Source organism: Streptomyces sp. NPDC057287, assembly GCF_042667905.1.
GTDB lineage: Bacteria > Actinomycetota > Actinomycetes > Streptomycetales > Streptomycetaceae > Streptomyces.
The window spans coordinates 124128-148961 of the sequence record NZ_JBHUYV010000009.1; the positions used below are offsets into that span (position 1 = coordinate 124128).

Below are 24834 nucleotides of genomic sequence, written 5' to 3' on the forward strand. Positions count from 1 at the left end.
TACCAGACACCACTGACACGCCCCGGCCGCCGGGAACGGCCGGACAGCACACCGGGGCCCGGACACCTGGTGCGGTGTCCGGGCCCCGGCGTGAAGGACGGCAAGCGGTGCTAGAGCCCCGCCGCCCGGCGCAGCGCGTCCACGCGGTCGGTGCGCTCCCAGGTGAAGTCCGGAAGCTCACGGCCGAAGTGTCCGTAGGCCGCGGTCTGGGCGTAGATCGGGCGGAGGAGGTCGAGGTCACGGATGATCGCGGCCGGGCGGAGGTCGAAGACCTCGCCGATGGCGTGCTCGATCTTCTCCGTGTCGACCGCGGCGGTGCCGAAGGTCTCGACGAAGAGGCCCACCGGCTCGGCCTTGCCGATCGCGTACGCGACCTGGACCTCGCAGCGGGTGGCGAGGCCGGACGCCACGACGTTCTTGGCGACCCAGCGCATGGCGTAGGCGGCCGAGCGGTCGACCTTGGACGGGTCCTTGCCGGAGAAGGCGCCGCCGCCGTGGCGGGCCATGCCGCCGTAGGTGTCGATGATGATCTTGCGGCCGGTGAGGCCGGCGTCGCCCATCGGGCCGCCGATCTCGAAACGGCCGGTCGGGTTCACCAGCAGGCGGTAGCCCTCGGTGTCCAGCTTGATGCCGTCCTCGATGAGCTGGTTCAGGACGTGCTCGACGACGAACTCGCGGATGTCGGGTGCGAGCAGCGAGTCCAGGTCGATGTCGGAGGCGTGCTGCGAGGAGACGACGACCGTGTCGAGGCGGACGGCCTTGTCGCCGTCGTACTCGATGGTGACCTGGGTCTTGCCGTCGGGGCGCAGGTACGGGATGGTCCCGTTCTTGCGGACCTCGGAGAGGCGGCGCGAGAGCCGGTGCGCGAGGTGGATCGGCAGCGGCATCAGCTCGGGCGTCTCGTCGCAGGCGTAGCCGAACATCAGCCCCTGGTCGCCGGCGCCCTGCTTGTCGAGCTCGTCCTCCTCTTCCCTCCGGGAGGCACCCTCGACCCGCTTCTCGTACGCGGTGTCGACGCCCTGGGCGATGTCCGCGGACTGCGCTCCGATGGACACCGAGACGCCGCAGGAGGCTCCGTCGAAGCCCTTCTTGGAGGAGTCGTAGCCGATCTCCAGCACCTTGTTGCGCACGAGGTTGGGGATGTCGGCGTAGGCCTTGGTCGTGACCTCACCCGCGACATGCACCAGACCGGTGGTGATCAAGGTCTCGACGGCGACGCGCGAGGAGGGGTCCTCACGCAGGAGCGCGTCGAGAATCGTGTCGCTGATCTGGTCAGCGATCTTGTCGGGGTGGCCCTCGGTAACGGACTCCGAGGTGAAGAGACGGCGGGACACATCGCTCCCTGGGGTTGCAGCGGCTGCTGGCTGATCATTGATGGAACTCCGGGAGCTGCGCCCGGCACATTCCGTCGACCAGTTTATCGGTCGCTTCCGGTGTTTGGGTCACGCGTCTCGCCCCTTGGGAGGTCTGTGACCTGCGGCACTGTTGACAGCAGTACGACAATCACTCCTTCCGGGTGCGGGACATCGCCATCGCCGTGGGCTCCCACCCGCGGAACGGCATTCACGCAATCTAACGGAAACGCGCCGCGACGAGGTCCCACACGGTGTCGGCGAGCGCTTCCTTGGGCCCGTACGGCACAGCGGTCTCGCCACCGTCGGCCCCGAGCACGACCGCCTCGTTCTCCTCGGAACCGAAGGTCTTGCGCTCCCCCACCTCGTTCACGACGAGGAGATCACAGCCCTTGCGGCGGAGCTTCTCGCGGCCGTTGGCGAGGACGTCGTCGGTCTCGGCGGCGAATCCGACGACGAGCTGCCCCGCGCGGGCCCGGTCGGCGGCGACCTCGGCGAGGATGTCGGGGTTGCGGACGAGTGCGATGGGGGGCTGCTCCTGGCCGTCCTTTTTCTTGATCTTCCCCGTCGCGTAGGCGGCCGGACGGAAGTCGGCGACCGCCGCGGCCATCACGACCACATCGGCGTCGGCCGCCGCCTTCAGCACCGCCTCGCGGAGCTGCACGGCGGTCCCGACGCGCAGGACGTCGGCTCCGGCGGGGTCGGGGAGCCCGGTGTTGGCCTCGATCAGGGTCACGCGGGCGCCCCGGGCGACGGCCGTGCGGGCGAGGGCGTAGCCCTGCTTGCCCGAGGACCGGTTGCCCAGGTAGCGGACCGGGTCGAGCGGCTCACGGGTGCCGCCCGCGCTGATCACCACGTGACGGCCGGCGAGGTCGGGGGCGACGGGCCCGCGGGCCAGGACCCGGCGGCAGACCTCGAAGATCTCCCCGGGGTCGGGCAGCCGGCCCTTGCCCGTGTCCACTCCGGTGAGCCTGCCGACCGCGGGCTCGATCACGACGGCGCCGCGGCGGCGCAGGGTGGCGACGTTCTCCTGGGTGGCCGGGTGCTCCCACATCTCGGTGTGCATCGCGGGGGCGAAGACGACCGGGCAGCGAGCGGTGAGCAGGGTGTTGGTGAGCAGGTCGTCGGCGAGGCCGTGCGCGGCCCTGGCGAGCATGTCCGCGGTGGCGGGAGCCACCACCACGAGATCGGCGGCCTGGCCGATCCGGACGTGGGGCACCTCGTGCACGCCGTCCCATACCTCGGTGGACACGGGGTTCCCGGAGAGGGCCGACCAGGTGGCCGCCCCGACGAAGTGCAGCGACGCGTCGGTCGGCACGACCCGTACGTCGTGGCCGGACTCGGTCAGCCTGCGCAGCAGCTCGCACGCCTTGTACGCGGCGATGCCTCCGCTGACCCCCAGGACGACCCTCGGCTTCTCCACTGCGTCTCCCCGCACTCGTGTCTCCGCGCACTCGCGTGCGGCCTCATGACGTACGGACCCCATGCTGCCTCACCGCGCCGGGCGGCCCACGCCGGGTCCGGCGCCGGACACACCACAGGCCCGGCGGGTGAAGACCGCCGGGCCTGTGGTGAAGGTGCGTTTCCTGCGTGCCGCCTGCTTACTGCGCGGGGCCCTCGATGGCCTCGGAGGTCAGCAGGCCCGCGTTGATCTCGCGGAGCGCGATCGAGAGCGGCTTCTCGTGCACGTGGGTGTCGACGAGCGGACCGACGTACTCGAGGAGGCCTTCACCGAGCTGCGAGTAGTACGCGTTGATCTGGCGCGCGCGCTTGGCGGCGTAGATCACGAGGCTGTACTTCGAGTCGGTGGCCTCGAGGAGCTCATCAATCGGCGGGTTGATGATGCCCTCGGGCGTGGTGATGGAAGAGGACACTCTCTGCCTTCCGAAGGGGATAGTGATCAAAGAGATCTTTGATCATGCTGGTTCCGCAGTGGTGATGCTCTGCGTCCGCGGGCCGGCGGAGGGACCGGTGAGGTCAGTCGTCGGTACCGTGGAGGCCGGAAGCCTGCAGCATCAACGTTAGCAGCTCGCGTGCCACGTCCTCGACGGAGGTGTTGACGAGTGTGGTGTCGAACTCGGCCTCGGCCGCCAGCTCGATCTTCGCCGCCGCGAGCCGGCGCTCGATCACGTCGGGCGCCTCCGTGCCCCGGCCGGTGAGCCGGCGCACCAGCTCGTCCCAGCCGGGCGGTGCGAGGAAGACGAGCTGCGCCTCGGGCATCGACTGGCGGACCAGGCGGGCACCCTGCAGATCGATCTCCAGCAGCACCGGCTCGCCCGCCTCCAGGCGGTCGAGCACGGCCCGGCGGGGCGTGCCGTAGCGGTTGCCCGCAAATTCGGCCCACTCCAGCAGCTCGCCGTTGGCGATCAGCTTGTCGAACTCCTCGTCGTCCACGAAGAAGTAGTGGACGCCGTTGCGTTCGCCGGGGCGCGGCTTGCGGGTCGTGGCCGACACCGAGAGCCACACCTCGGGGTGAACCTTGCGCATATGAGCGACGACCGTGCTCTTGCCGACCCCCGAGGGGCCGGAGAGCACGGTCAGCCGCGGACGTACGTCCGGGGGTACGGGGGACGTCCCCCGGGATGTTGCAGCCATGGGGCGATTATCCCCGCTCTCAGGAGTGCCTGAGAACGTCAGGCGGCACTGCCGCCGAACTCACGCTCCAAGGATGCGATCTGGTTGGAGCCAAGACCCCGGACCCGGCGGCTCTCGGAGATGCCGAGCCGCTCCATGATCTGCTTGGCACGGACCTTGCCCACGCCCGGCAGGGACTCGAGAAGGGCGGAGACCTTCATCTTGCCGATGACGTCGTTCTCCTGGCCCTGCTTGATGACCTCATGGAGCGAGGCGCCGGAGTGCTTGAGTCGATTCTTGACCTCGGCCCGCTCCCGGCGAGCCGCGGCGGCCTTTTCGAGCGCGGCTGCGCGCTGTTCAGGGGTAAGGGGCGGAAGAGCCACGCCTACGTCACCTCGGATGTCGATCTGTCGGATACGGACCGGCGAGGAACCTGATGGCTCCGCACCTGGTGAGCCAACGAACAACGTGTACTCGTTGGCTCTCGACGGAGACTAGCGGCCAAGGCCGCCTGAGTCAGCGAGAACAGCGGAAAAGTCCTGGTCAGCCTCGATCGAGCCGGACATTTCGGCCATAACAACCCGGAATTCTGGTCAGGATTCCACCCACAGGCAGTTACGTGGCATGGTCAAGCTTCCGAGACGGCCGATCGGACCTCGTCCGCGAACCGCCCGGCGGCTTCGCGCAGCCCTGACACGTCCGGTCCGTGACGCAGCACACCCCGGCTCACGCTCGGCACGACATTGCCGACCGCGGCGCCGAAGACCCGGGGAAGATCCGCCGGCGTGGCTCCCTGGGCGCCGATGCCGGGGGCGAGCAGCGGGCCGTTGATCGACAGGTCGGCGCCCACGTCCCCGAGCGTCGCGCCGACCACCGCGCCGACGGAGCCGAGCGGCGTCGCGCCGGCGTTCTCGGCGGCCATGTGGTCGAGCATCAGCTGGGCCAGCGAACGCCCGTCCGCGGCGGTGGCGCGCTGGACCTCGGCGCCCTCCGGGTTGGAGGTGAGGGCGAGCACGAAGACACCCGCGCCGGACACCTCGGCGGCGTCGAGCGCCGGGCGCAGCGAGCCGAAACCGAGGTACGGCGAGACGGTGACCGCGTCGGAGAACAGCGGCGAGTCCTTGTCGAGGTAGGTGGCCGCGTAGGCGCCCATCGTGGAGCCGATGTCGCCGCGCTTGGCGTCCATGAGCACCAGCGCCCCTGCCGCGCGGGCCTCCTCGACGGCCTTCTCCAGGACCGCGATGCCGCGCGAGCCGAAGCGCTCGAAGAACGCGGACTGCGGCTTGAGCACGGCGACCCGGTCGGCCAGTGCCTCGACGACGGTGCGCGTGAAGCGCTCCAGGCCCGCGATGTCGTCGTTCAGGCCCCAGGAGGTGAGCAGGGAGGAGTGCGGGTCGATGCCGACGCAGAGCGGCCCGCGGGTGTCCATGGCGTGGCGCAGGCGCGCGCCGAAGGGTTCAGGGGTCACTGCATGACCTTCCGTGTCTCGGCGCCGACGGCTTCGGCGAGGGTGGCGTACGGGGAGGCGGCCAGGCGGGCGGCCAGGCCCTTGCTGATCGCGCGGGCGTAGAACGGGCCCTCGTAGATAAAGGCGCTGTAGCCCTGGACGAGCGTGGCACCGGCCAGGATGCGCTGCCAGGCGTCCTCGGCGGTCTCGATGCCCCCGACGCCCACCAGGGTGATCCGGGTCCCCACGCGGGCGTACAGGCGGCTCAGGACCTCCAGGGAGCGCTCCTTGAGGGGCGCGCCGGAGAGTCCTCCGGTCTCCTCGACCAGGGAGGCGGGGGACCTCAGGCCGAGGCCGTCGCGGGCGATGGTGGTGTTGGTGGCGATGATGCCGTCCAGGCCGAGCTCGACGGCGAGGTCGGCCACCGCGTCGACGTCCTCGTCCGCGAGGTCCGGGGCGATCTTGACGAGCAGCGGGACCCGGCGGTCCGTGACGGTGCGGTCGGCCGCCTCGCGCACCGCGGTGAGCAGCGGGCGCAGCGACTCGGTGGCCTGGAGGTTGCGCAGACCGGGTGTGTTGGGCGAGGAGACGTTAACGACGAGGTAGTCCGCGTGGGCGGCGAGCCGCTCGGTGGACTTCACGTAGTCGCCCACGGCCTCGGCCTCGGGGACGACCTTGGTCTTGCCGATGTTGACGCCGACGGTCGTGCGGAAGACGGGGGTGCGGCCGGCGAGGCGCTCCGCCACGGCCGCGGAGCCCTCGTTGTTGAAGCCCATGCGGTTGATCAGCGCGCGGTCCGCGACCAGGCGGAACAGCCGCTTCTTCGGGTTGCCGGGCTGCGGCTCCCCCGTGACCGTGCCGATCTCGATGTGGTCGAAGCCGAGCATCGACATGCCGTCGATCGCGACGGCGTTCTTGTCGAAGCCGGCGGCGAGCCCGAACGGACCGTGCATCCGCAGGCCGAGGGCCTCGGTGCGCAGCTCCTCGTGGCGGGGGGCGAGCGCGGCGGCGACGAAGGTGCGCAGCACGGGGGTGCGGGCGGCGAGGCGGATCCACCGGAACGCCAGGTGGTGGGCCTGCTCCGGGTCCATCCGCTTGAAGACCAGCTGGAAGAAGAGTTTGTACATCACGGTGTCCTCATGAAGAGGGGGACACCGTTTCCGGTGTCCCCCTGGGGAGCAGGCTAGTCGCGGGCCGCGGTCAGATGTTCCGCGTGTTCCTGGAGGGAACGTACGCCGACCCCGCCGTGATTGAGCGCGTCGATGCCCTGCACGGCGGCGGCGAGCGCCTGGACCGTGGTGAGGCACGGCACGGACCGGGCCACGGCCGCGGTGCGGATCTCGTAGCCGTCGAGCCGGCCGCCCGTTCCGTACGGGGTGTTGACGATGAGGTCGACCTCGCCGTCGTGGATCAGCTGGACGATGGTCTTCTCGCCGTCGGGGCCCTCGCCCTCGGACTGCTTGCGCACGACGGTGGCGTTGATGCCGTTGCGCTTGAGCACCTCGGCCGTGCCGGAGGTGGCCATCAGCTCGAAGCCGTGGGCGACGAGCTCGCGGGCCGGGAAGATCATCGAGCGCTTGTCGCGGTTGGCGACGGAGATGAAGGCGCGGCCCTTGGTGGGCAGCGGGCCGTACGCGCCGGCCTGCGACTTGGCGTACGCCGTGCCGAACACGGAGTCGATGCCCATGACCTCACCGGTGGAGCGCATCTCCGGGCCGAGGACCGTGTCCACGCCGCGGCCGCGGATGTCGCGGAAGCGCGACCACGGCATGACGGCCTCCTTGACGGAGATCGGCGCGTCCAGCGGCAGGGTGCCGCCGTCGCCCTGCTTCGGCAGCAGCCCCTCCTCGCGCAGTTCCGCGACGGTCGCGCCCAGCGAGATGCGGGCGGCGGCCTTCGCGAGCGGGACCGCGGTCGCCTTCGAGGTGAAGGGGACGGTCCGCGAGGCGCGCGGGTTGGCTTCCAGGACGTAGAGGATGTCGCCGGAGAGCGCGAACTGGATGTTGATCAGTCCGCGTACGCCGACGCCCTTGGCGATGCCCTCGGTGGAGGCCCTCAGCCGCTTGATGTCGTAGCCGCCGAGGGTGATCGGGGGCAGCGCGCAGGCGGAGTCGCCGGAGTGGATGCCGGCCTCCTCGATGTGCTCCATGACGCCGCCGAGGTAGAGCTCGGTGCCGTCGTAGAGCGCGTCGACGTCGATCTCGATGGCGTCGTCGAGGAAGCGGTCGACCAGGACCGGCCGGGTGGGGCTGATCTCGGTGGACTCGGAGATGTACGAGGAGAGCCGTGTCTCGTCGTAGACGATCTCCATGCCGCGGCCGCCGAGCACGTACGACGGGCGTACGAGGACGGGGTAGCCGATCTCGTCGGCGATGGCCTTGGCCTCGGCGAAGGTGGTGGCGGTGCCGTGCTTCGGGGCCGGCAGGCCCGCCTCCGCGAGGACCCGGCCGAAGGCGCCGCGGTCCTCGGCGGCGTGGATGGCCTCCGGGGAGGTGCCCACGATCGGCACACCGTTGTCCTTGAGGGCCTGCGAGAGGCCGAGCGGGGTCTGGCCGCCCAGCTGGACGATGACGCCCGCGATCGGGCCGGCCAGCGACTCCGCGTGCACGATCTCCAGGACGTCCTCGAGGGTGAGCGGCTCGAAGTAGAGCCGGTCGGAGGTGTCGTAGTCCGTGGAGACGGTCTCCGGGTTGCAGTTGACCATCACGGTCTCGTAGCCCGCGTCGCTCAGGGCGAAGGAGGCGTGGACGCACGAGTAGTCGAACTCGATGCCCTGGCCGATGCGGTTCGGGCCGGAGCCGAGGATGATCACCGCGGGCTTGGTGCGCGGCGCGACCTCGCTCTCCTCGTCGTAGGAGGAGTAGAAGTACGGCGTCCTCGCGGCGAACTCGGCGGCGCAGGTGTCGACGGTCTTGTAGACCGGGCGGATGCCGAGCGCGTGCCGGACCTCCCGGACGACGTCCTCGCGCAGACCGCGGATCTCGCCGATCTGGGCGTCGGAGAAGCCGTGCCGCTTGGCCTCGGCGATCAGGTCGGCGTCCAGGCGCTCGGCGGAGGCCAGATCGTCGGCGATCTCCTTGATCAGGAAGAGCTGGTCGACGAACCAGGGGTCGATCTTCGTGGCGTCGAAGACCTCCTCCTGGGTGGCTCCGGCCCGGATCGCCTGCATCACGGTGTTGATCCGGCCGTCGGTCGGGCGGACCGCCTCGGCGAGCAGCTCGGCCTTGTCGCCGGTCTCCCCGGTGAAGGCGAACTGCGAGCCCTTCTTCTCTAGGGAGCGCAGGGCCTTCTGGAGGGCCTCGGTGAAGTTCCGGCCGATCGCCATGGCCTCGCCCACCGACTTCATGGTGGTGGTGAGGGTGGAGTCGGCGGAGGGGAACTTCTCGAAGGCGAAGCGCGGGGCCTTCACGACGACGTAGTCGAGGGTCGGCTCGAAGGAGGCCGGGGTCTTCTCGGTGATGTCGTTGGGGATCTCGTCCAGCGTGTAGCCCACGGCCAGCTTGGCGGCGATCTTGGCGATCGGGAAGCCGGTGGCCTTGGAGGCGAGCGCCGAGGAGCGGGAGACGCGCGGGTTCATCTCGATGACGATGACCCGGCCGTCGGCGGGGTCGATGGCGAACTGGATGTTGCAGCCGCCGGTGTCGACACCGACCTCGCGGATGATCGCGATGCCGATGTCACGCAGCCGCTGGTACTCACGGTCGGTGAGCGTCATCGACGGGGCGACCGTGATCGAGTCGCCGGTGTGGACGCCCATCGGGTCGAAGTTCTCGATGGAGCAGACGACCACGACGTTGTCGTTCTTGTCGCGCATCAGCTCCAGCTCGTACTCCTTCCAGCCGAGGATGGACTCCTCGAGGAGCACCTCGGTGGTCGGCGAGAGGGTGAGGCCCTGCCCGGCGATGCGGCGCAGCTCCTCCTCGTCGTGGGCGAAGCCGGAGCCGGCGCCGCCCATGGTGAAGGAGGGGCGGACGACGACGGGGTAGCCGCCGAGGGTGTCGACGCCGGCGATGACGTCGTCCATGGTGTGGCAGATGACGGAGCGGGCGGACTCGCCGTAGCCGATCTTCGCCTTGACGGCCTCGACGACTCCCTTGAAGAGGTCGCGGTCCTCACCCTTGTTGATGGCCTCGACGTTGGCGCCGATGAGCTCGACGCCGTACTTCTCCAGCACGCCGTTGTCGTGCATGGAGATCGCGGTGTTGAGCGCGGTCTGGCCGCCCAGCGTGGGCAGGAGCGCGTCGGGGCGCTCCTTGGCGATGATCTTCTCGACGAACTCGGGGGTGATCGGCTCGACGTACGTGGCGTCGGCGATCTCCGGGTCGGTCATGATCGTCGCGGGGTTGGAGTTCACCAGGATGACGCGCAGGCCCTCGGCCTTGAGTACGCGGCAGGCCTGGGTGCCGGAGTAGTCGAACTCGGCTGCCTGCCCGATGACGATCGGGCCGGAGCCGATGACCAGGACGGACTGGATATCGGAGCGCTTAGGCACGCTGGCCCTCCATCAGGGTGACGAAACGGTCGAAGAGGTACGCGGCGTCGTGCGGGCCGGCGGCTGCTTCGGGGTGGTACTGAACGCTGAAGGCCGGCTGGTCGAGCAGCTGCAGCCCTTCGACGACCTGGTCGTTCAGGCAGACGTGGGAGACCTCGGCGCGGCCGAACTCCGTGTCGGAGACCTTGTCGAGCGGGGCGTCGACGGCGAAGCCGTGGTTGTGCGCGGTGACCTCGACCTTGCCGGTCGTGCGGTCCTGCACCGGCTGGTTGATGCCGCGGTGGCCGTACTTCAGCTTGTAGGTGCCGAAGCCGAGCGAGCGGCCGAGGATCTGGTTGCCGAAGCAGATGCCGAAGAGCGGGGTCTTCCGCTCCAGGACGCCCCTCATGAGGGCGACCGGGTGGTCGGCGGTGGACGGGTCGCCGGGGCCGTTGGAGAAGAAGACTCCGTCGGGCCGGACCGCGTAGACCTCGTCGAGGGTGGCGGTCGCGGGCAGGACGTGCACCTCGATGCCGCGCTCGGCCATGCGGTGCGGGGTCATGCCCTTGATGCCGAGGTCGATCGCCGCGACGGTGAACTTCCTGGTGCCGATGGCGGGGACGACGTACGCCTCCTTGGTGGCGACCTCGGCGGCGAGGTCGGCGCCTGCCATCTCGGGGGCCTGGCGCACCTTGGCGAGCAGGACGCCCTCGTCCTGGACGGCGTTCCCGGAGAAGATGCCGACGCGCATCGCGCCGCGCTCACGCAGGTGGCGGGTGAGGGCGCGGGTGTCGATGCCGCTGATCCCCACGACGCCCTGGCTCGCGAGCTCCTCGTCCAGCGAGCGGCGGGAGCGCCAGTTGGAGGGTGTCCGTGCGGGGTCGCGCACGACGTAGCCGGAGACCCAGATCCGCTTCGACTCGGGGTCCTCGTCGTTCACGCCGGTGTTGCCGACGTGCGGGGCGGTCATGACGACGACCTGGCGGTGGTACGAGGGGTCGGTCAGCGTCTCCTGGTAACCGGTCATGCCGGTGGAGAAAACCGCCTCTCCGAAGGTCTCCCCCACGGCCCCGTAGGCGCGGCCGCGGAAGGAGCGGCCGTCCTCCAGGACGAGTACGGCGGGAGCCTTTCCGGCTCCCCGGGTGGAGATCGTCATCGTGCGGTGCCTTCCTTCGTGCTGGTGAGGTTGTTGCCGGCTGTGCCGGTGAGGTTCTTGCCGGCTGTGCCGGTGAGGTGGTCGACGGCGTCGACCCATGCCTGGTGCTCGGCCGCGCGGTCGGAGCGGAATCCCGAGTCGATCAGCGTCCCGCCGTGGTCCCAGGTGATGACCAGCAGGCCGCCCTCGGGCAGGACCTTGCCGGCGAGGGCCTTGTCGAGCCTGGCCTCGCGCAGTGCGGCGGCCGGTACGAAGAAGTCGGCCGCCCCGGGACGCACGACGTCGAGGCCCTCGGCGGTGAGGGTCAGCTCGACCCGGCTGCGGGTGCCGAGGCCGTGCGCCACGATCCGGTCGAGCCACTGCCCGGCGGTCGTGGACGCGTGGTAGCGGCCGGTCAGCGTGAGGAGCGTCTCACCGTCGGTGAACCCTGCGGGGGTCGTCGCGAGCTCAGGCAGCCCGGACTGCAGGCTCCCCCGCCACTTCCATCCCTGGCGCATCAGCCAGTAGACGAACGCGATGAAGACGACCAGTCCGAGGACCCAGCTGACGCGGGCCGACCAGTCCGTCACTTCGGCCGACTTCTGTTCGGCGGCCAGCAGGTGGAGGGGGTTGAGTGTTGTCACGCGAGCTTCCCGTCGACGACCGTTGCACGGCCCCGCAGGATGGTGTGGGTCACTCGGCCGGGCAGCTCGCGACCCTCGTACGGAGTGTTGCGGCTGCGGGAGGCGAAGCCCGCGGGGTCCACAGCTCCACGGTATGCCGGATCGACCAGAGTGAGGTTGGCGGGCTCACCCGCCGAGACGGGCCGGCCGTGTCCTTCGAGCCTGCCGATGGCCGCGGGGCGGAACGACATGCGGTCGGCGACGCCCGCCCAGTCGAGGAGACCGGTGTCCACCATCGTCTGCTGGACCACGGAGAGCGCGGTCTCCAGGCCCACCATGCCCATGGCGGCGGCCGCCCACTCGCAGTCCTTGTCCTCGTGCGGGTGCGGGGCGTGGTCCGTGGCGACGCAGTCGATGGTGCCGTCGGCGAGCGCCTCGCGCAGGGCCATGACGTCGGCCTCGGTGCGGAGCGGCGGGTTCACCTTGTAGACCGGGTTGTAGGTCCGTACGAGCTCGTCCGTGAGCAGCAGGTGGTGCGGCGTGACCTCGGCGGTGACGTTCCAGCCCTTGGACTTGGCCCAGCGGACGATCTCCACGGAGCCGGCGGTCGACAGGTGGCAGATGTGCACCCGGGAGCCGACGTGGGCGGCGAGGAGGACGTCGCGGGCGATGATCGACTCCTCGGCCACGGCGGGCCAGCCGCCGAGACCGAGCTCGGCGGAGACGATGCCCTCGTTCATCTGGGCGCCCTCGGTGAGGCGGGGCTCCTGCGCGTGCTGGGCCACGACGCCGTCGACGGCCTTCACGTACTCCAGCGCGCGGCGCATGATCACGGCGTCGTCGACGCACTTGCCGTCGTCGGAGAAGACCTTCACTCCGGCGGCGGAGTCGTGCATGGCGCCGAGCTCGGCGAGCTGCTTGCCCTCCAGGCCGACGGTGACGGCGCCGACGGGCTGCACGTCGCAGTAGCCGGACTCCTTGCCGAGCCGCCAGACCTGCTCGACGACGCCGGCGGTGTCGGCGACGGGGAAGGTGTTGGCCATGGCGTGGACGGCGGTGAAGCCGCCGACCGCGGCGGCCTTCGTACCGGTGAGGACGGTCTCGGAGTCCTCGCGCCCGGGCTCGCGCAGGTGGGTGTGCAGGTCGACGAGGCCGGGCAGCAGGATCTGGCCGGCCGCCTCGATCACGGTGGCGTCTCCCGCTTCGATGCCGGTGCCGACCTCGACGACGGTCTCGCCGTCGATGAGGACGTCCTGCGGCTCGCCGCCGAGGACCTTCGCACCGCGGATAAGGATCTTGCTCATGATTACTTGTTCTCCTCGGTACGGGCGGAGGCGGAGGGCAGCGCGGTCTCGGAACCGCCGAGCAGCAGGTACAGGACGGCCATGCGGGTGGAGACGCCGTTCGCGACCTGCTCGACGGCGGTGCAGCGGTCGGAGTCGGCGACCTCGGCCGTGATCTCCATGCCGCGGACCATCGGGCCGGGGTGCATCACGATCGCGTGCTCCGGCATCTTCGCCATGCGCTCACCGTCCAGGCCGTAGCGCCGGGAGTACTCGCGCTCGGTCGGGAAGTAGGCGGCGTTCATCCGCTCGCGCTGCACCCGGAGCATCATGACCGCGTCCGACTTCGGCAGCACGTCGTCGAGCCGGTAGCTGACGTCGCAGGGCCACTGCTCGACGCCGACGGGCACGAGGGTGGGCGGGGCCACCAGGGTGACGTGCGCGCCGAGCGTGTGCAGCAGGTGGACGTTGGAGCGGGCGACGCGGCTGTGCAGGATGTCGCCGACGATCGTGATCCGCCGGCCTTCGAGGTCCCGGCCGATCCCCACGTCGGGCCCGACCAGCCTGCGCCGCATCGTGAACGCGTCCAGCAGGGCCTGGGTCGGGTGCTCGTGCGTGCCGTCACCGGCGTTGACGACCGCGCTGTCGATCCAGCCGGACGTCGCGAGGCGGTACGGGGCCCCGGAGGCGCCGTGCCGGATGACGACGGCGTCCGCGCCCATGGCTTCCAGGGTCAGGGCGGTGTCCTTGAGCGACTCGCCCTTGGAGACGGACGAGCCCTTCGCGGAGAAGTTGATGACGTCGGCGGAGAGACGCTTTGCAGCGGCCTCGAACGAGATCCTCGTACGGGTCGAGTCCTCGAAGAAAAGGTTGACGACCGTTCGTCCACGCAGCGTGGGAAGTTTCTTGATCGGCCGGTCCGCGACCCGGGCCATCTCCTCGGCGGTGTCGAGGATCAGGACGGCGTCGTCGCGGGTGAGGTCTGCGGCCGAGATGAGGTGACGGGGGGTCCGGGGGTTGTCCCCTGGGGGGCGCAGCATCTGGGATCTCCGTGAAGGGTGGAGGAATCAGGCAGGCGGGCGTGCCGGAGCGGCCGTGCGGCCGATGGGACGCACGGGGTGGGACTCCGCTACTGCTCGCCTGCCGGGACGGTCTGCTTGACGCCGAGCAGCACGGCGTCGCGGCCGTCCTCCTCGGCGAGCTGGACCCTGACCGTCTCCCGCAGCGACGTGGGGAGGTTCTTGCCGACGTAGTCGGCACGGATCGGGAGTTCTCGGTGGCCGCGGTCGACGAGGACCGCGAGCTGTACGGCGCGGGGCCGGCCGATGTCGCCGAGCGCGTCGAGTGCGGCCCGGATCGTGCGGCCGGAGAAGAGCACGTCGTCCACCAGCACGACGAGGCGGCCCTCGATGCCCTCACCGGGGATCTCGGTGCGTCCCAGGGCACGCGCGGGGCGCATCCGGAGGTCGTCGCGGTACATGGTGATGTCGAGTGACCCGACCGGCGTCTTCCGGCCGGTGATCTCTTCGAGCTTTCCGGCGAGCCGACGGGCGAGGAAGACCCCGCGTGTCGGGATGCCCAGAAGCACCACATCGTCAGCGCCCCTGGCGCGTTCGACGATCTCGTGGGCGATTCGGGTCAGTACCCGGGCGATGTCGGGAGCCTCGAGAACGGGGCGTGCCGCATTGCCGGTGTGGTCATGCTGTGAGTCCATAAGAAACGGACCTCCTTCTCCGCCTCACTGGACGGACGTTAAAGGACGTCTAAATTGCGTCATCCACGATACCAGGGCTTGTGCGAGGCCCTGGGACCGCCCCCAAGAGGTGGCAGTCCGGACCTTTCGGCTTGACGCAGCCAAGTAACGCTGCGTAACCTCACAGTGAGTTACCAGCCACGCGGCCCAGCCGCAGAATGTTCCAGCGTCCGGGGAGCCTTATGTCCAGCGAATACGCAAAGCAGCTCGGGGCCAAGCTCCGCGCCATCCGCACCCAGCAGGGCCTCTCCCTCCACGGCGTGGAGGAGAAGTCCCAGGGCCGCTGGAAGGCCGTCGTGGTCGGTTCCTACGAGCGCGGCGACCGCGCCGTGACCGTGCAGCGCCTTGCCGAGCTGGCCGACTTCTACGGCGTCCCGGTGCAGGAGCTCCTGCCCGGCACGACCCCCGGCGGCGCCGCCGAGCCTCCGCCGAAGCTGGTCCTCGACCTCGAGCGCCTCGCCCACGTGCCGCCGGAGAAGGCCGGACCGCTGCAGCGTTACGCGGCGACGATCCAGAGCCAGCGCGGCGACTACAACGGCAAGGTGCTCTCCATCCGCCAGGACGACCTGCGGACCCTCGCCGTGATCTACGACCAGTCGCCGTCCGTGCTCACCGAGCAGCTGATCAGCTGGGGCGTCCTGGACGCCGACGCGCGCCGCGCGGTGGCGCACGACGAGGGCTGACCGGCCCCGGACCAAGACGCGGTACCGCCGGGTGGGCGGGGTCCCGAGGACCCCGCCCACCCGGCGTTTTCGTGTCCGCACCGCCTCCGGATTGTCCGCACCGCCTCCGGATCGCGGTGGGGCACGCCGAAGGGCCCACGGTCGGGGAGACCGTGGGCCCTTCTTCGGCTCGGCACCGCCGGAGGCTACTGCTCCCGGCGGAGATTCGGCTTGAGGTCCTTGAACCGGGCCAGCAGGCCGTTCACGAAGGTCGGGGAGTCGTCCGTGGAGAACTCCTTGGCGAGCTGGACCGCCTCGTCGATGACGACGGCGTCCGGAGTCGAGTCCATCCAGATCAGCTCGTACGCACCGAGCCGCAGGATGCTCCGGTCGACGACCGGCATGCGGTCGATCTCCCAGTCCACGGCGTAGGTGACGATGAGGTCGTCGATCCGGTCCGCGTACTGCGCGTACCCCTCGACCAGCTCCATCGTGAATTCTCCGACCGGCGGCTGGCGGTCGTCGGTCCGCGAGAGCCGTACCCAGTCCGCGAGGACCGTCTGCACGGACTCACCGCGCTGGTCGGCCTCGAAGAGGATCTGGAAGGCGCGCTTGCGGGCCTTGTTCCGGGCAGCCACGGTTAGCTGTTCACCCGGCCGAGGTAGTCGCCCGTACGGGTGTCGACCTTGATCTTCTCGCCGGTGGTGATGAAGAGCGGCACGCCGATCTCGTAACCGGTCTCCAGTGTGGCGGGCTTGCTGCCGCCGGTGGAGCGGTCACCCTGCACGCCGGGGTCGGTGTGCTGGATGGTCAGCTCGACGGCGGCGGGCAGCTCGACGTAGAGCACCTCGCCCTCGTGCTGGGCCACGGAGGCGGTGAAGCCCTCGATCAGGAAGTTGGCCGCGTCGCCGACAGCCTTGCGGTCGACCATGAGCTGGTCGTACGTGTTCATGTCCATGAAGACGAAGTACTCGCCGTCCATGTACGAGAACTGCATGTCGCGGCGGTCGATGGTGGCCGTTTCGACCTTCACGCCGGCGTTGAACGTCTTGTCGACGACCTTGCCGGAGAGCACGTTCTTGAGCTTGGTGCGCACGAAGGCCGGGCCCTTGCCGGGCTTGACGTGCTGGAACTCGACGACGGACCAGAGCTGGCCTCCGTCGAGCTTGAGCACCAGGCCGTTCTTGAGGTCGTTCGTGGAAGCCACGGTTGCGGAATCTCCTGGACTGAAGCTGGTGGACGACCGAGGATGCGCGCTAGAGCGCGAGCAGCTCCTTGGTCGTAATGGTGAGTAGCTCGGGTCCGCCGTCCGCCTCGGGGCGCACGACGAGCGTGTCATCGATCCGGACACCGCCCCGGCCCGGGAGGTGGACCCCCGGTTCGACGGTGACCGGCACACAAGCGTCCAGTTTACCCATGGCTGTCGGTGCCAACTGCGGGTCCTCGTCGATTTCGAGTCCGACCCCGTGCCCGGTGCTGGGCTGAAGGCCCTCCGTGTAGCCCGCCGAGTCCAGGAGATGGCGGGCTGCGCGGTCCACGTCGCGGTAGGCGGCACCGGGGACCAGCGCCTCCCGTCCGGCCCGCTGAGCGGCGAAAACAAGGTCGTAGAGCTCGATCTGCCAGTCCGCGGGGCTGGTCCCGATGACGAACGTCCGGCCGATCTCGCAGCGGTATCCGCGGTAGTTCGCCCCGAGGCAGACGGACAGGAAATCACCTTCCTCGACCCTGCGATCGGTGGGCCGGTGGCGGCCCAGCCCCGAGTGGGGCCCCGTTCCCACGGAGGTGGCGAAGGCCGGGCCGTCCGCGCCGTGGTCCACGAGCCGGCGCTCCAGCTCCAGGGCGAGGTGACGTTCGGTGCGCCCCACCAGGATGGATTCCAGGAGCTCGCCGAGCGCCTGGTCGGTGATCTCCGCCGCGATGCGCAGGCAGGCGATCTCCTCCTCGTCCTTCACCAGGCGCAGCTGCTCCACCGTGCTGCCGAGGTCGCCCAGGCGCAGGCGCGGGGCCACGGAGCCCATGGCACGGTGGCGGGCGACCGTCAGGTCGTGTTCCTCGACCGCCAGGGATTCGGCGTGCAGGCCGCCCGCGAGGTCTGCCGCCGCGACCACGGGGTCGCCGTCGGGGTCGGACAGGACGGTCAGCCGCAGCTGTTCGTCGGGGCGCCCGTGGGCGGGGTCGCCGGTCGGCGCGCGGGGGGAGAGCAGGACGTCCTCGCCGGGGCCGAGCAGCAGCACGGCGCCGGGCGGGGCCCCACCCGCGAGATAGCGGACGTTGGCGGGGCGGGAGACCAGTGCGGCCGCGGATCCGGCGGCGGCGTACCGGTGACGCAGCAGCCCGCGTCGGACGGCGTACACCTCTGACATGTTCCCGAGCCTACGAGCGCGGGCGGAGCCCCGCCCGGTCAGCGCACCCGACCGGGAACCGCGGGGTCCCTACCAGGCGGGCGGGCTGGCTATGGAGCGGGCCAGGACGTCGTCGAGGACCCGTGCGGTCGTCTCGACGTCGTAGGTGGAGTTGTCGATGATCGGCAGACCCGAGCCGTACCAGCCGGCCATCCGGCCGTGGATCCGGGCGACCTCCTCGTCGGAGAGCCTGCGGTTCCCGCTGCGGGCCGCGTTGCGCTCCAGGACGACCTCCAGGCCGGGCAGGAGGACGACGGGGAGCAGACCGGGACCGACATGCCGCTTCCAGCCTCCGAGGCCGACGACGGGCCTGTCGGGGAAGACGGCGTCGTCGAGGATGCAGGAGATTCCGTTGGCCAGGAAGTTACGGGCGGCGAAGCCGCAGGTACGCCGGGCCAGGCGGTACTGGGCCTCGGAGTGGTCGTTCCACCCCGCCTGCGGATCGGCGAAACCGGAACAGACCCATTCGCGGACGTCGTCCAGGGACACGTGCGCGGTGGGAACCCGGCGGCGTCCGGCCCAGAGCTTGGCGACCGTGGTCTTGCCCGCACCGGCGGGGCCGATCAGGAGCACGGCCAGGGTCGCGGCGCCGGTACCCGACTCCGCGGGCGGAGCGGGCAGCGGGACGGGGCCCCCGGGCGGCAGCTGGACGTGTCCGGTGGTCTCCCGGGAGGACGGCACCGGGGCGTGCTGGGGCCCGGGCGGCCCGGGCAAGGCCGGCTGGGGACCCGGCGCCACGGGAGGAGGCGGGGGACCTGCCTGGCCGGGGTGGCCTGAGTGCTGGGCCTGGTGCGTCCACGGCCCGGTACCGGGACCCTGGGGCGGAGGCAGCGGGGCCCCCACTGCGTGCTGCATCCGGTGCCACTCCGTCTCGTACAGGCAACTGCCGCTGGTCGGACGGCAACCGTACCTTCCCCGGCCGCCATGCGGTGAACGGGCGGGGAAGGCACGAAGTGCCCGGTGTCAGTCCGTCAGCTCGTCGGCCAGGGCGCGCAGGGCCAGCCGGTAGGAGCCGATCCCGAACCCCGCCACGGTGCCGGTGGCCACCGGGGCGATCACCGAGGTGTGGCGGAACTCCTCGCGCGCGTACGGGTTCGAGATGTGCACCTCGATCAGTGCGGCGGTGCGCTGGGCTGCGGCGTCGCGCATCCCGTACGAGTAGTGCGTGAACGCGCCCGGGTTGATGACCACCGGGACCGAACCGTCCGCCGCCTCGTGGAGCCAGCGGATCAACTCGCCCTCGTCGTTGGTCTCCCGGACCTCGACGTCGAAGCCGAGCTCCTTGCCGACGGCCTGGCAGGTGTCGACGAGACCGGTGTAGGACGTCGCGCCGTAGACGTCGGGCTCGCGGGAGCCGAGACGTCCGAGGTTCGGGCCGTTGAGCACCAGGACCCTGCGGGTCGTCATGCCGAGACCTCTCCGAAGGCGGCGAGCAGGACGGCGGGGTCGGGGCCCTCCAGCACGGTGGGCTTCCCGATGCCGTCCAGGACGATGAAGCGCAGCAGGTCGCCGCGGGACTTCTTGTCGACCTTCATGTTCTCCAGGAGCTTCGGCCACTGGTCACCGCGGTAGGTGAGCGGCAGTCCGACGGACTCCAGGACGGCACGGTGCCGGTCGGCGGTCGCGTCGTCGAGGCGTCCGGCGAGCCGGCCCAGCTCCGCCGCGAAGACCATGCCGACCGAGACGGCCGCGCCGTGGCGCCACTTGTAGCGCTCGTTCTTCTCGATGGCGTGGGCCAGGGTGTGGCCGTAGTTGAGGATCTCCCGGAGACCGGACTCCTTGAGGTCGCTGGAGACGACCTCCGCCTTGACCCGGATGGAACGCTCGATCAGCTCCGCGGTGTGCGGCCCGGTCGGCGTCCGGGCGGCTTCCGGGTCCGCCTCGACGAGGTCGAGGATCACCGGGTCGGCGATGAAGCCGGCCTTGATGATCTCGGCCATGCCGGAGACGTAGTCGTTGACCGGGAGCGAGTCCAGCGCGGCGAGGTCGCAGAGGACTCCGGCCGGCGGGTGGAAGGCACCCACGAGGTTCTTGCCCTCGGCGGTGTTGATGCCGGTCTTGCCGCCGACCGCCGCGTCGACCATGGCGAGCACGGTCGTCGGCACGGCGATCCAGCGCACCCCGCGCAGCCAGGACGCGGCGACGAACCCGGCGACGTCGGTGGTGGCGCCGCCGCCGACGCCGACGATGACGTCGGTGCGGGTGAAGCCGGTCTGGCCGAGCGCCTTCCAGCAGTAGGCGGCGACCTCGACGGTCTTGGCCTCCTCGGCGTTCGGCAGCTGGATCGCGATGGCCTCGTAGCCCTGGGCCGCGAGGTCCGAGCGAACCGCCTCACCCGTCTCGGCGAGCGCCTCGGGGTGAAGGACGGCGACCCGCTTGGCCCGGTCCCCGATGAGGTTCGGCAGCTCGCCGAGGAGCTGGCGGCCGACGAGCACCTCATAGGCGTCGGTGCCCGCCGTGCCGGCGATCTGGATGCGCGTGGTGCCCTGCTCGCTCATGCGTGTGTTCTCCCGGCCGGACGGCACGGCCCCGGCCGTGCGCTCCGGCAGTTCCGTTGCGTCGAGGACCGCCTGGGCGACCTCTTCGGGGGTGCGTTCGTCGGTCGCGACGGTCACGCCCGCCACTTCCTCGTACAGATGCCGCCTGGCGTCCATGAGCTCGCGCCACTGCCGGCGCGGGTTGACGGCGAGCAGGGGACGGGCGGTGTTCAGCCCGACCCGCTTCACCGCTTCGTCCACGTCCATCGAGAGATAGACCACCGTGTGGCCCGCGAGCAGCGCGCGGGTCGACTCGTCGAGGACGGAGCCGCCGCCGAGCGCGAGTACGCCCCGGTGCCCTGCGACGGACTCCCGCACGGCTTCGCGCTCCAGGGCCCGGAAGCGTTCCTCGCCCTCGTCGAAGAAGATCTCGGGAATCGACTTGCCTGCGGTGGCCACGACGTCGGCGTCGGTGTCGCGGTAGGTGGTGCCGAGCCGCTCGGCGAGCAGCTCCCCCACCGTGGACTTGCCGACCCCCATCGGACCGACGAGGACGATCAGCGGGCCGCTCACCGGATCTGGAGGTGGGAGAGGTACGACTGGACGTTGCGGTGGGTCTCGGCGACGCTGTCGCCGCCGAACTTCTCCGCCACCGCGTCGGCCAGCACCAGGGCCACCATCGCCTCGGCGACGATGCCGGCGGCCGGCACGGCACAGACGTCCGACCGCTGGTGGTGCGCCTTGGCCGCCTCGCCGGTGACCACGTCGACTGTGGCGAGCGCGCGGGGCACGGTGGCGATGGGCTTCATCGCCGCGCGGACGCGCAGGAGCTCACCGGTCGTCAGCCCGCCCTCGGTGCCGCCGGAGCGGCCGGAGGTACGCCTGATCCCGTCCGCAGTGGCCACGATCTCGTCGTGCGCCTGGGAGCCGGGCACCCGGGCGAGGTCGAAGCCGTCGCCGACCTCGACGCCCTTGATGGCCTGGATGCCCATGAGCGCGGCGGCGAGCCGCGCGTCGAGCCTGCGGTCCCAGTGGACGTGCGAGCCGAGGCCGACGGGGACGCCGTAGGCGAGCACCTCGACGACTCCCCCGAGGGTGTCGCCGTCCTTGTGCGCCTGGTCGATCTCCTCGACCATCGCCTTCGACGCCTCGGCGTCCAGGCAGCGCACGGGGTCGGCGTCGAGCCGCTCGACGTCGGAGGGCTTGGGGTAGACGCCGTAGGGCGCCTTGGCCGCGGCCAGCTCGACGACGTGGGAGACGATCTCGATGCCGGCGGTCTCCTTGAGGTAGGACCGCGCGACGGCGCCGAGGGCGACACGCGCCGCGGTCTCACGGGCGCTCGCGCGCTCCAGGACCGGGCGGGCCTCGTCGAAGCCGTACTTCTGCATCCCGGCGAGGTCCGCGTGACCGGGCCGGGGGCGGGTCAGCGGAGCGTTACGGGCCTGCGCGGCGAGCACGTCGGGGTCGACCGGGTCGGCCGACATGACCTGCTCCCACTTGGGCCACTCGGTGTTGCCCACCATGACGGCGACGGGCGAGCCCATGGTCAGGCCGTGCCGGACACCGCCGAGGAAGGTGACCTCGTCCCGCTCGAACTTCATCCGGGCGCCGCGCCCGTAACCGAGCCGTCGCCTGGCGAGCGCGTCCGCCACCATCTCCGTGGTGACGGGGATACCGGCGGGAAGACCCTCCAGCGTCGCCACCAGTGCGGGGCCGTGCGACTCTCCGGCGGTCAGCCAGCGCAACCTGCTCAACGGTGCTCCTCATGCTCGCGCCTGTAACTGCAACGGCGCGACCGGGTGCGCGGCCCTGGCCCGCCGCCCCTGATCCTCCCACGAACAGGGACGAACCCCTGCCGCCGGTCCACGGGACGGACGCCGTGGTCCCGTCTCCCCCCGTCAGCGAGCCGCCCTGGGCCGCACCGGCGTGGTGGGAGCGGATCGAACACCACCGATCGGCGAGAACTAGTGACTCCGCGCCGCGAGCGCCGCCTCGCCTGCCGCGCGCATGACGGCGAGCGGGGCGTCCAGGCCGGTCATCTGCTCCACCTGCAGGACTGCCTGGTGCACCAGGAGGTCGAGGCCTCCCACGACACCCGCTCCGGTCGCCGCCCAGCGCGAGGCCAGCGCGGTCGGCCAGGGGTCGTAGAGGACGTCGAAGAGCGTGCCGGGCGCCGAGGGGACGGAGCCGGCCAGGTCGTCCGTGGTACCGGCCGGGGTGGTGGCGATCACCAGGGGCGCGCGCAGGGCGTCGTCGGCCTCGGCCCAGTCCGCGATCCTGACGTCGACGCCGAGGCGTGCGCCCCAGCCACGCATCTCCTCGGCCCGTGCCGCACTGCGCACGTAGGCCGTGACGGGCCCGGTGCAGATCTCGGCGAGCGCGGCCAGCGCGGAGGAAGCCGTGGCGCCGGCCCCCAGGACGGCGGCGGACTCGACCTTCTCGACGCCGCGTTCACGCAGAGCCGCGACCATCCCGGGGATGTCCGTGTTGTCACCGAGGCGGCGGCCGTCCTCGGTGAACACGACGGTGTTGACGGCCTCGACCGACGCCGCCGTGTCACTGATCCCGTCCAGCAGCGGAATGATCGCCCGCTTCAGCGGCATGGTCAGGGAGAGCCCCGCCCAGGAGGCGTCCAGGTTCTTGATGAAGCCGGGGAGCGCCGCCTCGTCGATGTCGTGGCGGTCGTACGACCAGTCCTCAAGTCCTAGCTCCGCGTACGCGGCGCGGTGCAGGGCCGGGGAGAGGGAGTGGGCGATGGGCGAGCCGAGGACGGCGGCCCTGTGCGTAGCACTCACTGGTCTGCCTTGTTCTCTTCGTACTGCTTGCGGTTGCGCTCGTGCTCCTCGTTCGTCACCGCGAACAGCGTCTTGTCCTCGGTCACGGAGACGAAGTAGTACCAAGGACCGGATGCCGGGCTGATCGCCGAATGCAAGGCGTCCGCACCCGGATTGGAGATAGGCCCGAGAGGGAGCCCCTTGATGCTGTACGTGTTGTACGGATCGTCGATCTTCCGCAGGTCGTCGACGGCACCGATGTCCAGCGTGCTCTCATCTCGAATGTAATTGACTGTGGAGTCGAATTCGAGCCTTCCGACGGTCTCGAGGTTGTCCGGCTTGAGCCGGTTGTAGACCACCCTCGCGACCTTGTCGAAGTCGTGCTTGTACTTTCCCTCTTTCTGGACGAGGCTCGCCACGGTGATGAGGTCGAGCGGAGAGTCCAGATTCAACTTCTTCGCGTTCTGCTCGAGGTCGAGCTTTCCGTATTCCTTGTTGGCCCGCGTGACCATCTTCTTCAACGCATCCTCGGGCTTCGAGCCCTTGGGAACAGCGTAAGCGGCCGGAAAGAGGAACCCTTCCAGCGGATCCTTGATCTTGGGGTCGTCGTCCGCCCAGTCAGGCAGCCCGAGGCTCTCGGCCTTCGTTTTCGCGACCTGGGCCGTAGTGCCCGCTTTCAGATCCAGTCTGCGGTCGATCCGAGCGTAGATACCACTGGCGCTCGTTCCCTCGGGAATGACCAGGGCGTTCTGGCTCTTCGGGTCCAGCATCAATGTGACGGCACTGTCCGCCGACATCTCCTTCTTGAGGAGATAGACACCGGCCTGAATGGAATTCCCCTTGGGGTTTCCCCTCTGCGCGGAGATGAAGGCGTCGGACGACTTCACGACACCGGCCTTCTTGAGGATGCTCGCGATCTCGTTGCCGAGGGCCCCGTCAGGGATCTCGATCTCGACCGAGCCCTTGCCGCTGCCCGTGTAGTCCGGGGCCGCTCCGTACTGGCTCTGGTAGTAGGAGTAGCCGAAGTAGCCCACTCCCCCCAGGCCGCCGACGAGGACCGCCGCCACACCGAGGCAGGCGCAGCCGTTGCGGCTCTTCTTCTTGCCCTTGCCGCGCCGCTCGCCGCCGCTCCGGCCGGACTCACGCGGGTCGTCGTCGTACTCGTCGTCCTCGCGGGAACGGGTGCGAGAGCCGCGCTCGCCGGCCGGCTCGTCCGCGCCCGTGAAGAAGGGATGCGTCTCTTCCTGCGGCGCGTCCGGGTCCCAGTCCTGGCCCCGCTGCTGAGGCTGCTGAGGTGCCTGCTCGCGGTGGCCGGGGGGCTGCGGCGGCGGGTAGGCCTCGGGGGTGCCGTAGTAGTCGGCCTGCTCGCCGTAGCCGCCCGGGTCGTTGCCGTACTGGTGCTGTTGGGCGCCGTACGGCATCGCCGCCTGCTGGCCGGTGTCCCAGCCGCCGTTGTCGTACTGCGGCGGCTGCTGCTGCGGCTGGGCGTAGGGGTCCTGCGGCGCGCCGTACGGCGGCTGCTGCTGGTACGGGTCCTGCTGGGGCTGCTGGGCGTACGGGTCCTGCTGCTGGTACGGGTCCTGCTGGTTCTGGTGCTGCGGAGCGTACGGGTCGTGCTGCTGGTACGGGTCCTGCTGGTGCTGCTGGGCGTACGGGTCGTGGGCGTAGGGCTGCTGCTGGCCGTCGTACTGGCCCTGGCCGTGGGCGGCCTGCTGGCCTCCCCACCCCTGGTCCCCGTACAAGGGGTCCTCGGGATGCCACGGTTCGGAGCCGGGGCCCCGGCCATACTCAGTCATCGATCCCCTTGAGCCGCGAGACGACGCTCCGTCTCTTCGCTTTGCTGTGCGGTGTCTGTTCGAACACCGGCGCATCGCGCGGAAC

23 protein-coding genes are annotated in these 24834 nt (G+C 70.4%); 1 reads left to right on the plus strand and 22 read right to left on the minus strand.

What is annotated here, in order from left to right; genetic code table 11:
• Positions 1 to 110 precede the first annotated feature (110 nt).
• The 13 genes from metK to pyrR all read right to left on the minus strand — a co-directional run bounded on the left by metK (position 111) and on the right by pyrR (position 14599).
• A complete protein-coding gene (gene metK / locus ACFUNE_RS19220) occupies positions 111 to 1334 on the minus strand; it encodes a methionine adenosyltransferase (RefSeq protein WP_383568966.1) in 1224 nt (407 codons plus the stop codon).
• Between the two features lie 238 nt (positions 1335 to 1572).
• Complete coding sequence (coaBC, locus tag ACFUNE_RS19225; RefSeq protein WP_383568969.1) at positions 1573 to 2775, minus strand: bifunctional phosphopantothenoylcysteine decarboxylase/phosphopantothenate--cysteine ligase CoaBC; 1203 nt, start codon at positions 2773 to 2775, stop codon at positions 1573 to 1575.
• 178 nt (positions 2776 to 2953) lie between these two features.
• Entirely contained in the window at positions 2954 to 3226 is a 273-nt protein-coding gene (gene rpoZ / locus ACFUNE_RS19230) for a DNA-directed RNA polymerase subunit omega (RefSeq protein ID WP_003970369.1), read from the minus strand.
• A 103-nt stretch (positions 3227 to 3329) separates the two neighbouring features.
• The gene (gene gmk / locus ACFUNE_RS19235; protein ID WP_383568972.1) at positions 3330 to 3947 is read right to left on the minus strand and encodes a guanylate kinase; all 618 of its coding nucleotides are present in this window, start codon (positions 3945 to 3947) and stop codon (positions 3330 to 3332) included.
• 38 nt (positions 3948 to 3985) lie between these two features.
• Positions 3986 to 4309, minus strand: coding sequence for an integration host factor (locus ACFUNE_RS19240; RefSeq protein ID WP_014157387.1), 324 nt, complete (start codon positions 4307 to 4309; stop codon positions 3986 to 3988).
• Between the two features lie 245 nt (positions 4310 to 4554).
• On the minus strand, positions 4555 to 5394 hold the full coding sequence (gene pyrF, locus ACFUNE_RS19245) for an orotidine-5'-phosphate decarboxylase (protein WP_383568975.1): 840 nt from the start codon (positions 5392 to 5394) through the stop codon (positions 4555 to 4557).
• Positions 5391 to 6500 (minus strand): quinone-dependent dihydroorotate dehydrogenase, encoded by a 1110-nt coding sequence (locus tag ACFUNE_RS19250; RefSeq protein WP_383568978.1) that lies wholly within the window; start codon positions 6498 to 6500, stop codon positions 5391 to 5393. The genes pyrF and ACFUNE_RS19250 overlap by 4 nt, the downstream gene beginning before the upstream one ends.
• Positions 6501 to 6556: 56 nt before the next feature.
• A complete protein-coding gene (gene carB / locus ACFUNE_RS19255) occupies positions 6557 to 9865 on the minus strand; it encodes a carbamoyl-phosphate synthase large subunit (protein ID WP_383568981.1) in 3309 nt (1102 codons plus the stop codon).
• Positions 9858 to 11000, minus strand: a complete 1143-nt coding sequence (gene carA, locus ACFUNE_RS19260) for a glutamine-hydrolyzing carbamoyl-phosphate synthase small subunit (RefSeq protein ID WP_383568984.1) — start codon at positions 10998 to 11000, stop codon at positions 9858 to 9860. The genes carB and carA overlap by 8 nt, the downstream gene beginning before the upstream one ends.
• Entirely contained in the window at positions 10997 to 11623 is a 627-nt protein-coding gene (locus ACFUNE_RS19265) for a hypothetical protein (RefSeq protein WP_383568988.1), read from the minus strand. The genes carA and ACFUNE_RS19265 overlap by 4 nt, the downstream gene beginning before the upstream one ends.
• The gene (locus tag ACFUNE_RS19270) at positions 11620 to 12906 is read right to left on the minus strand and encodes a dihydroorotase (protein ID WP_383568991.1); all 1287 of its coding nucleotides are present in this window, start codon (positions 12904 to 12906) and stop codon (positions 11620 to 11622) included. The genes ACFUNE_RS19265 and ACFUNE_RS19270 overlap by 4 nt, the downstream gene beginning before the upstream one ends.
• A 2-nt stretch (positions 12907 to 12908) precedes the next feature.
• Positions 12909 to 13925, minus strand: coding sequence for an aspartate carbamoyltransferase catalytic subunit (locus ACFUNE_RS19275; protein ID WP_383568994.1), 1017 nt, complete (start codon positions 13923 to 13925; stop codon positions 12909 to 12911).
• An 89-nt stretch (positions 13926 to 14014) separates the two neighbouring features.
• Positions 14015 to 14599 (minus strand): bifunctional pyr operon transcriptional regulator/uracil phosphoribosyltransferase PyrR, encoded by a 585-nt coding sequence (gene pyrR, locus ACFUNE_RS19280; protein ID WP_383568997.1) that lies wholly within the window; start codon positions 14597 to 14599, stop codon positions 14015 to 14017.
• Positions 14600 to 14820: 221 nt separating this feature from the next.
• Between pyrR and bldD the strand changes: the two genes are divergently transcribed.
• Positions 14821 to 15321, plus strand: a complete 501-nt coding sequence (bldD, locus tag ACFUNE_RS19285; protein ID WP_014157378.1) for a transcriptional regulator BldD — start codon at positions 14821 to 14823, stop codon at positions 15319 to 15321.
• A gap of 185 nt (positions 15322 to 15506) precedes the next feature.
• Here bldD and nusB read toward each other — a convergent pair whose 3' ends face one another.
• The 9 genes from nusB to mltG all read right to left on the minus strand — a co-directional run bounded on the left by nusB (position 15507) and on the right by mltG (position 24749).
• Positions 15507 to 15938 (minus strand): transcription antitermination factor NusB, encoded by a 432-nt coding sequence (gene nusB, locus ACFUNE_RS19290; RefSeq protein WP_073751719.1) that lies wholly within the window; start codon positions 15936 to 15938, stop codon positions 15507 to 15509.
• Positions 15939 to 15940: 2 nt separating this feature from the next.
• Positions 15941 to 16507: an elongation factor P gene (efp, locus tag ACFUNE_RS19295; RefSeq protein ID WP_031097761.1), complete on the minus strand. Its 567-nt coding sequence runs from the start codon at positions 16505 to 16507 to the stop codon at positions 15941 to 15943.
• Positions 16508 to 16556: 49 nt separating this feature from the next.
• Positions 16557 to 17663: a M24 family metallopeptidase gene (locus tag ACFUNE_RS19300; RefSeq protein WP_383569002.1), complete on the minus strand. Its 1107-nt coding sequence runs from the start codon at positions 17661 to 17663 to the stop codon at positions 16557 to 16559.
• Between the two features lie 69 nt (positions 17664 to 17732).
• Positions 17733 to 18557 carry a Pro-rich N-terminal domain-containing protein gene (locus ACFUNE_RS19305; RefSeq protein WP_383569005.1) on the minus strand — a complete coding sequence of 275 codons (825 nt, stop codon included), beginning with the start codon at positions 18555 to 18557 and terminating at the stop codon, positions 17733 to 17735.
• Positions 18558 to 18665: 108 nt separating this feature from the next.
• Positions 18666 to 19109: a type II 3-dehydroquinate dehydratase gene (aroQ, locus tag ACFUNE_RS19310; protein ID WP_383569008.1), complete on the minus strand. Its 444-nt coding sequence runs from the start codon at positions 19107 to 19109 to the stop codon at positions 18666 to 18668.
• Positions 19106 to 20752: a 3-dehydroquinate synthase gene (gene aroB / locus ACFUNE_RS19315; RefSeq protein ID WP_383569010.1), complete on the minus strand. Its 1647-nt coding sequence runs from the start codon at positions 20750 to 20752 to the stop codon at positions 19106 to 19108. Before aroB ends, aroQ begins: the two co-directional genes overlap by 4 nt.
• Positions 20749 to 21933, minus strand: coding sequence for a chorismate synthase (gene aroC, locus ACFUNE_RS19320; protein ID WP_383569013.1), 1185 nt, complete (start codon positions 21931 to 21933; stop codon positions 20749 to 20751). The genes aroB and aroC overlap by 4 nt, the downstream gene beginning before the upstream one ends.
• 210 nt (positions 21934 to 22143) lie before the next feature.
• The gene (locus tag ACFUNE_RS19325; RefSeq protein WP_383569016.1) at positions 22144 to 22974 is read right to left on the minus strand and encodes a shikimate dehydrogenase; all 831 of its coding nucleotides are present in this window, start codon (positions 22972 to 22974) and stop codon (positions 22144 to 22146) included.
• Positions 22971 to 24749 (minus strand): endolytic transglycosylase MltG, encoded by a 1779-nt coding sequence (mltG, locus tag ACFUNE_RS19330; protein WP_383569018.1) that lies wholly within the window; start codon positions 24747 to 24749, stop codon positions 22971 to 22973. Before mltG ends, ACFUNE_RS19325 begins: the two co-directional genes overlap by 4 nt.
• Positions 24750 to 24834 lie beyond the last annotated feature (85 nt).

Bases quoted from the DNA above. Each gene is read 5' to 3' on its own strand.
- gmk (WP_383568972.1), bottom strand. From the start codon at position 3,947: ATGGCTGCAACATCCCGGGGGACGTCCCCCGTACCCCCGGACGTACGT.
- ACFUNE_RS19250 (WP_383568978.1), bottom strand. From the start codon at position 6,500: ATGTACAAACTCTTCTTCCAGCTGGTCTTCAAGCGGATGGACCCGGAG.
- carA (WP_383568984.1), bottom strand. From the start codon at position 11,000: ATGACGATCTCCACCCGGGGAGCCGGAAAGGCTCCCGCCGTACTCGTC.
- ACFUNE_RS19270 (WP_383568991.1), bottom strand. From the start codon at position 12,906: ATGAGCAAGATCCTTATCCGCGGTGCGAAGGTCCTCGGCGGCGAGCCG.
- ACFUNE_RS19275 (WP_383568994.1), bottom strand. From the start codon at position 13,925: ATGCTGCGCCCCCCAGGGGACAACCCCCGGACCCCCCGTCACCTCATC.
- pyrR (WP_383568997.1), bottom strand. From the start codon at position 14,599: ATGGACTCACAGCATGACCACACCGGCAATGCGGCACGCCCCGTTCTC.
- bldD (WP_014157378.1), top strand. From the start codon at position 14,821: ATGTCCAGCGAATACGCAAAGCAGCTCGGGGCCAAGCTCCGCGCCATC.
- ACFUNE_RS19300 (WP_383569002.1), bottom strand. From the start codon at position 17,663: ATGTCAGAGGTGTACGCCGTCCGACGCGGGCTGCTGCGTCACCGGTAC.
- ACFUNE_RS19305 (WP_383569005.1), bottom strand. From the start codon at position 18,557: ATGCAGCACGCAGTGGGGGCCCCGCTGCCTCCGCCCCAGGGTCCCGGT.
- aroQ (WP_383569008.1), bottom strand. From the start codon at position 19,109: ATGACGACCCGCAGGGTCCTGGTGCTCAACGGCCCGAACCTCGGACGT.
- mltG (WP_383569018.1), bottom strand. From the start codon at position 24,749: ATGACTGAGTATGGCCGGGGCCCCGGCTCCGAACCGTGGCATCCCGAG.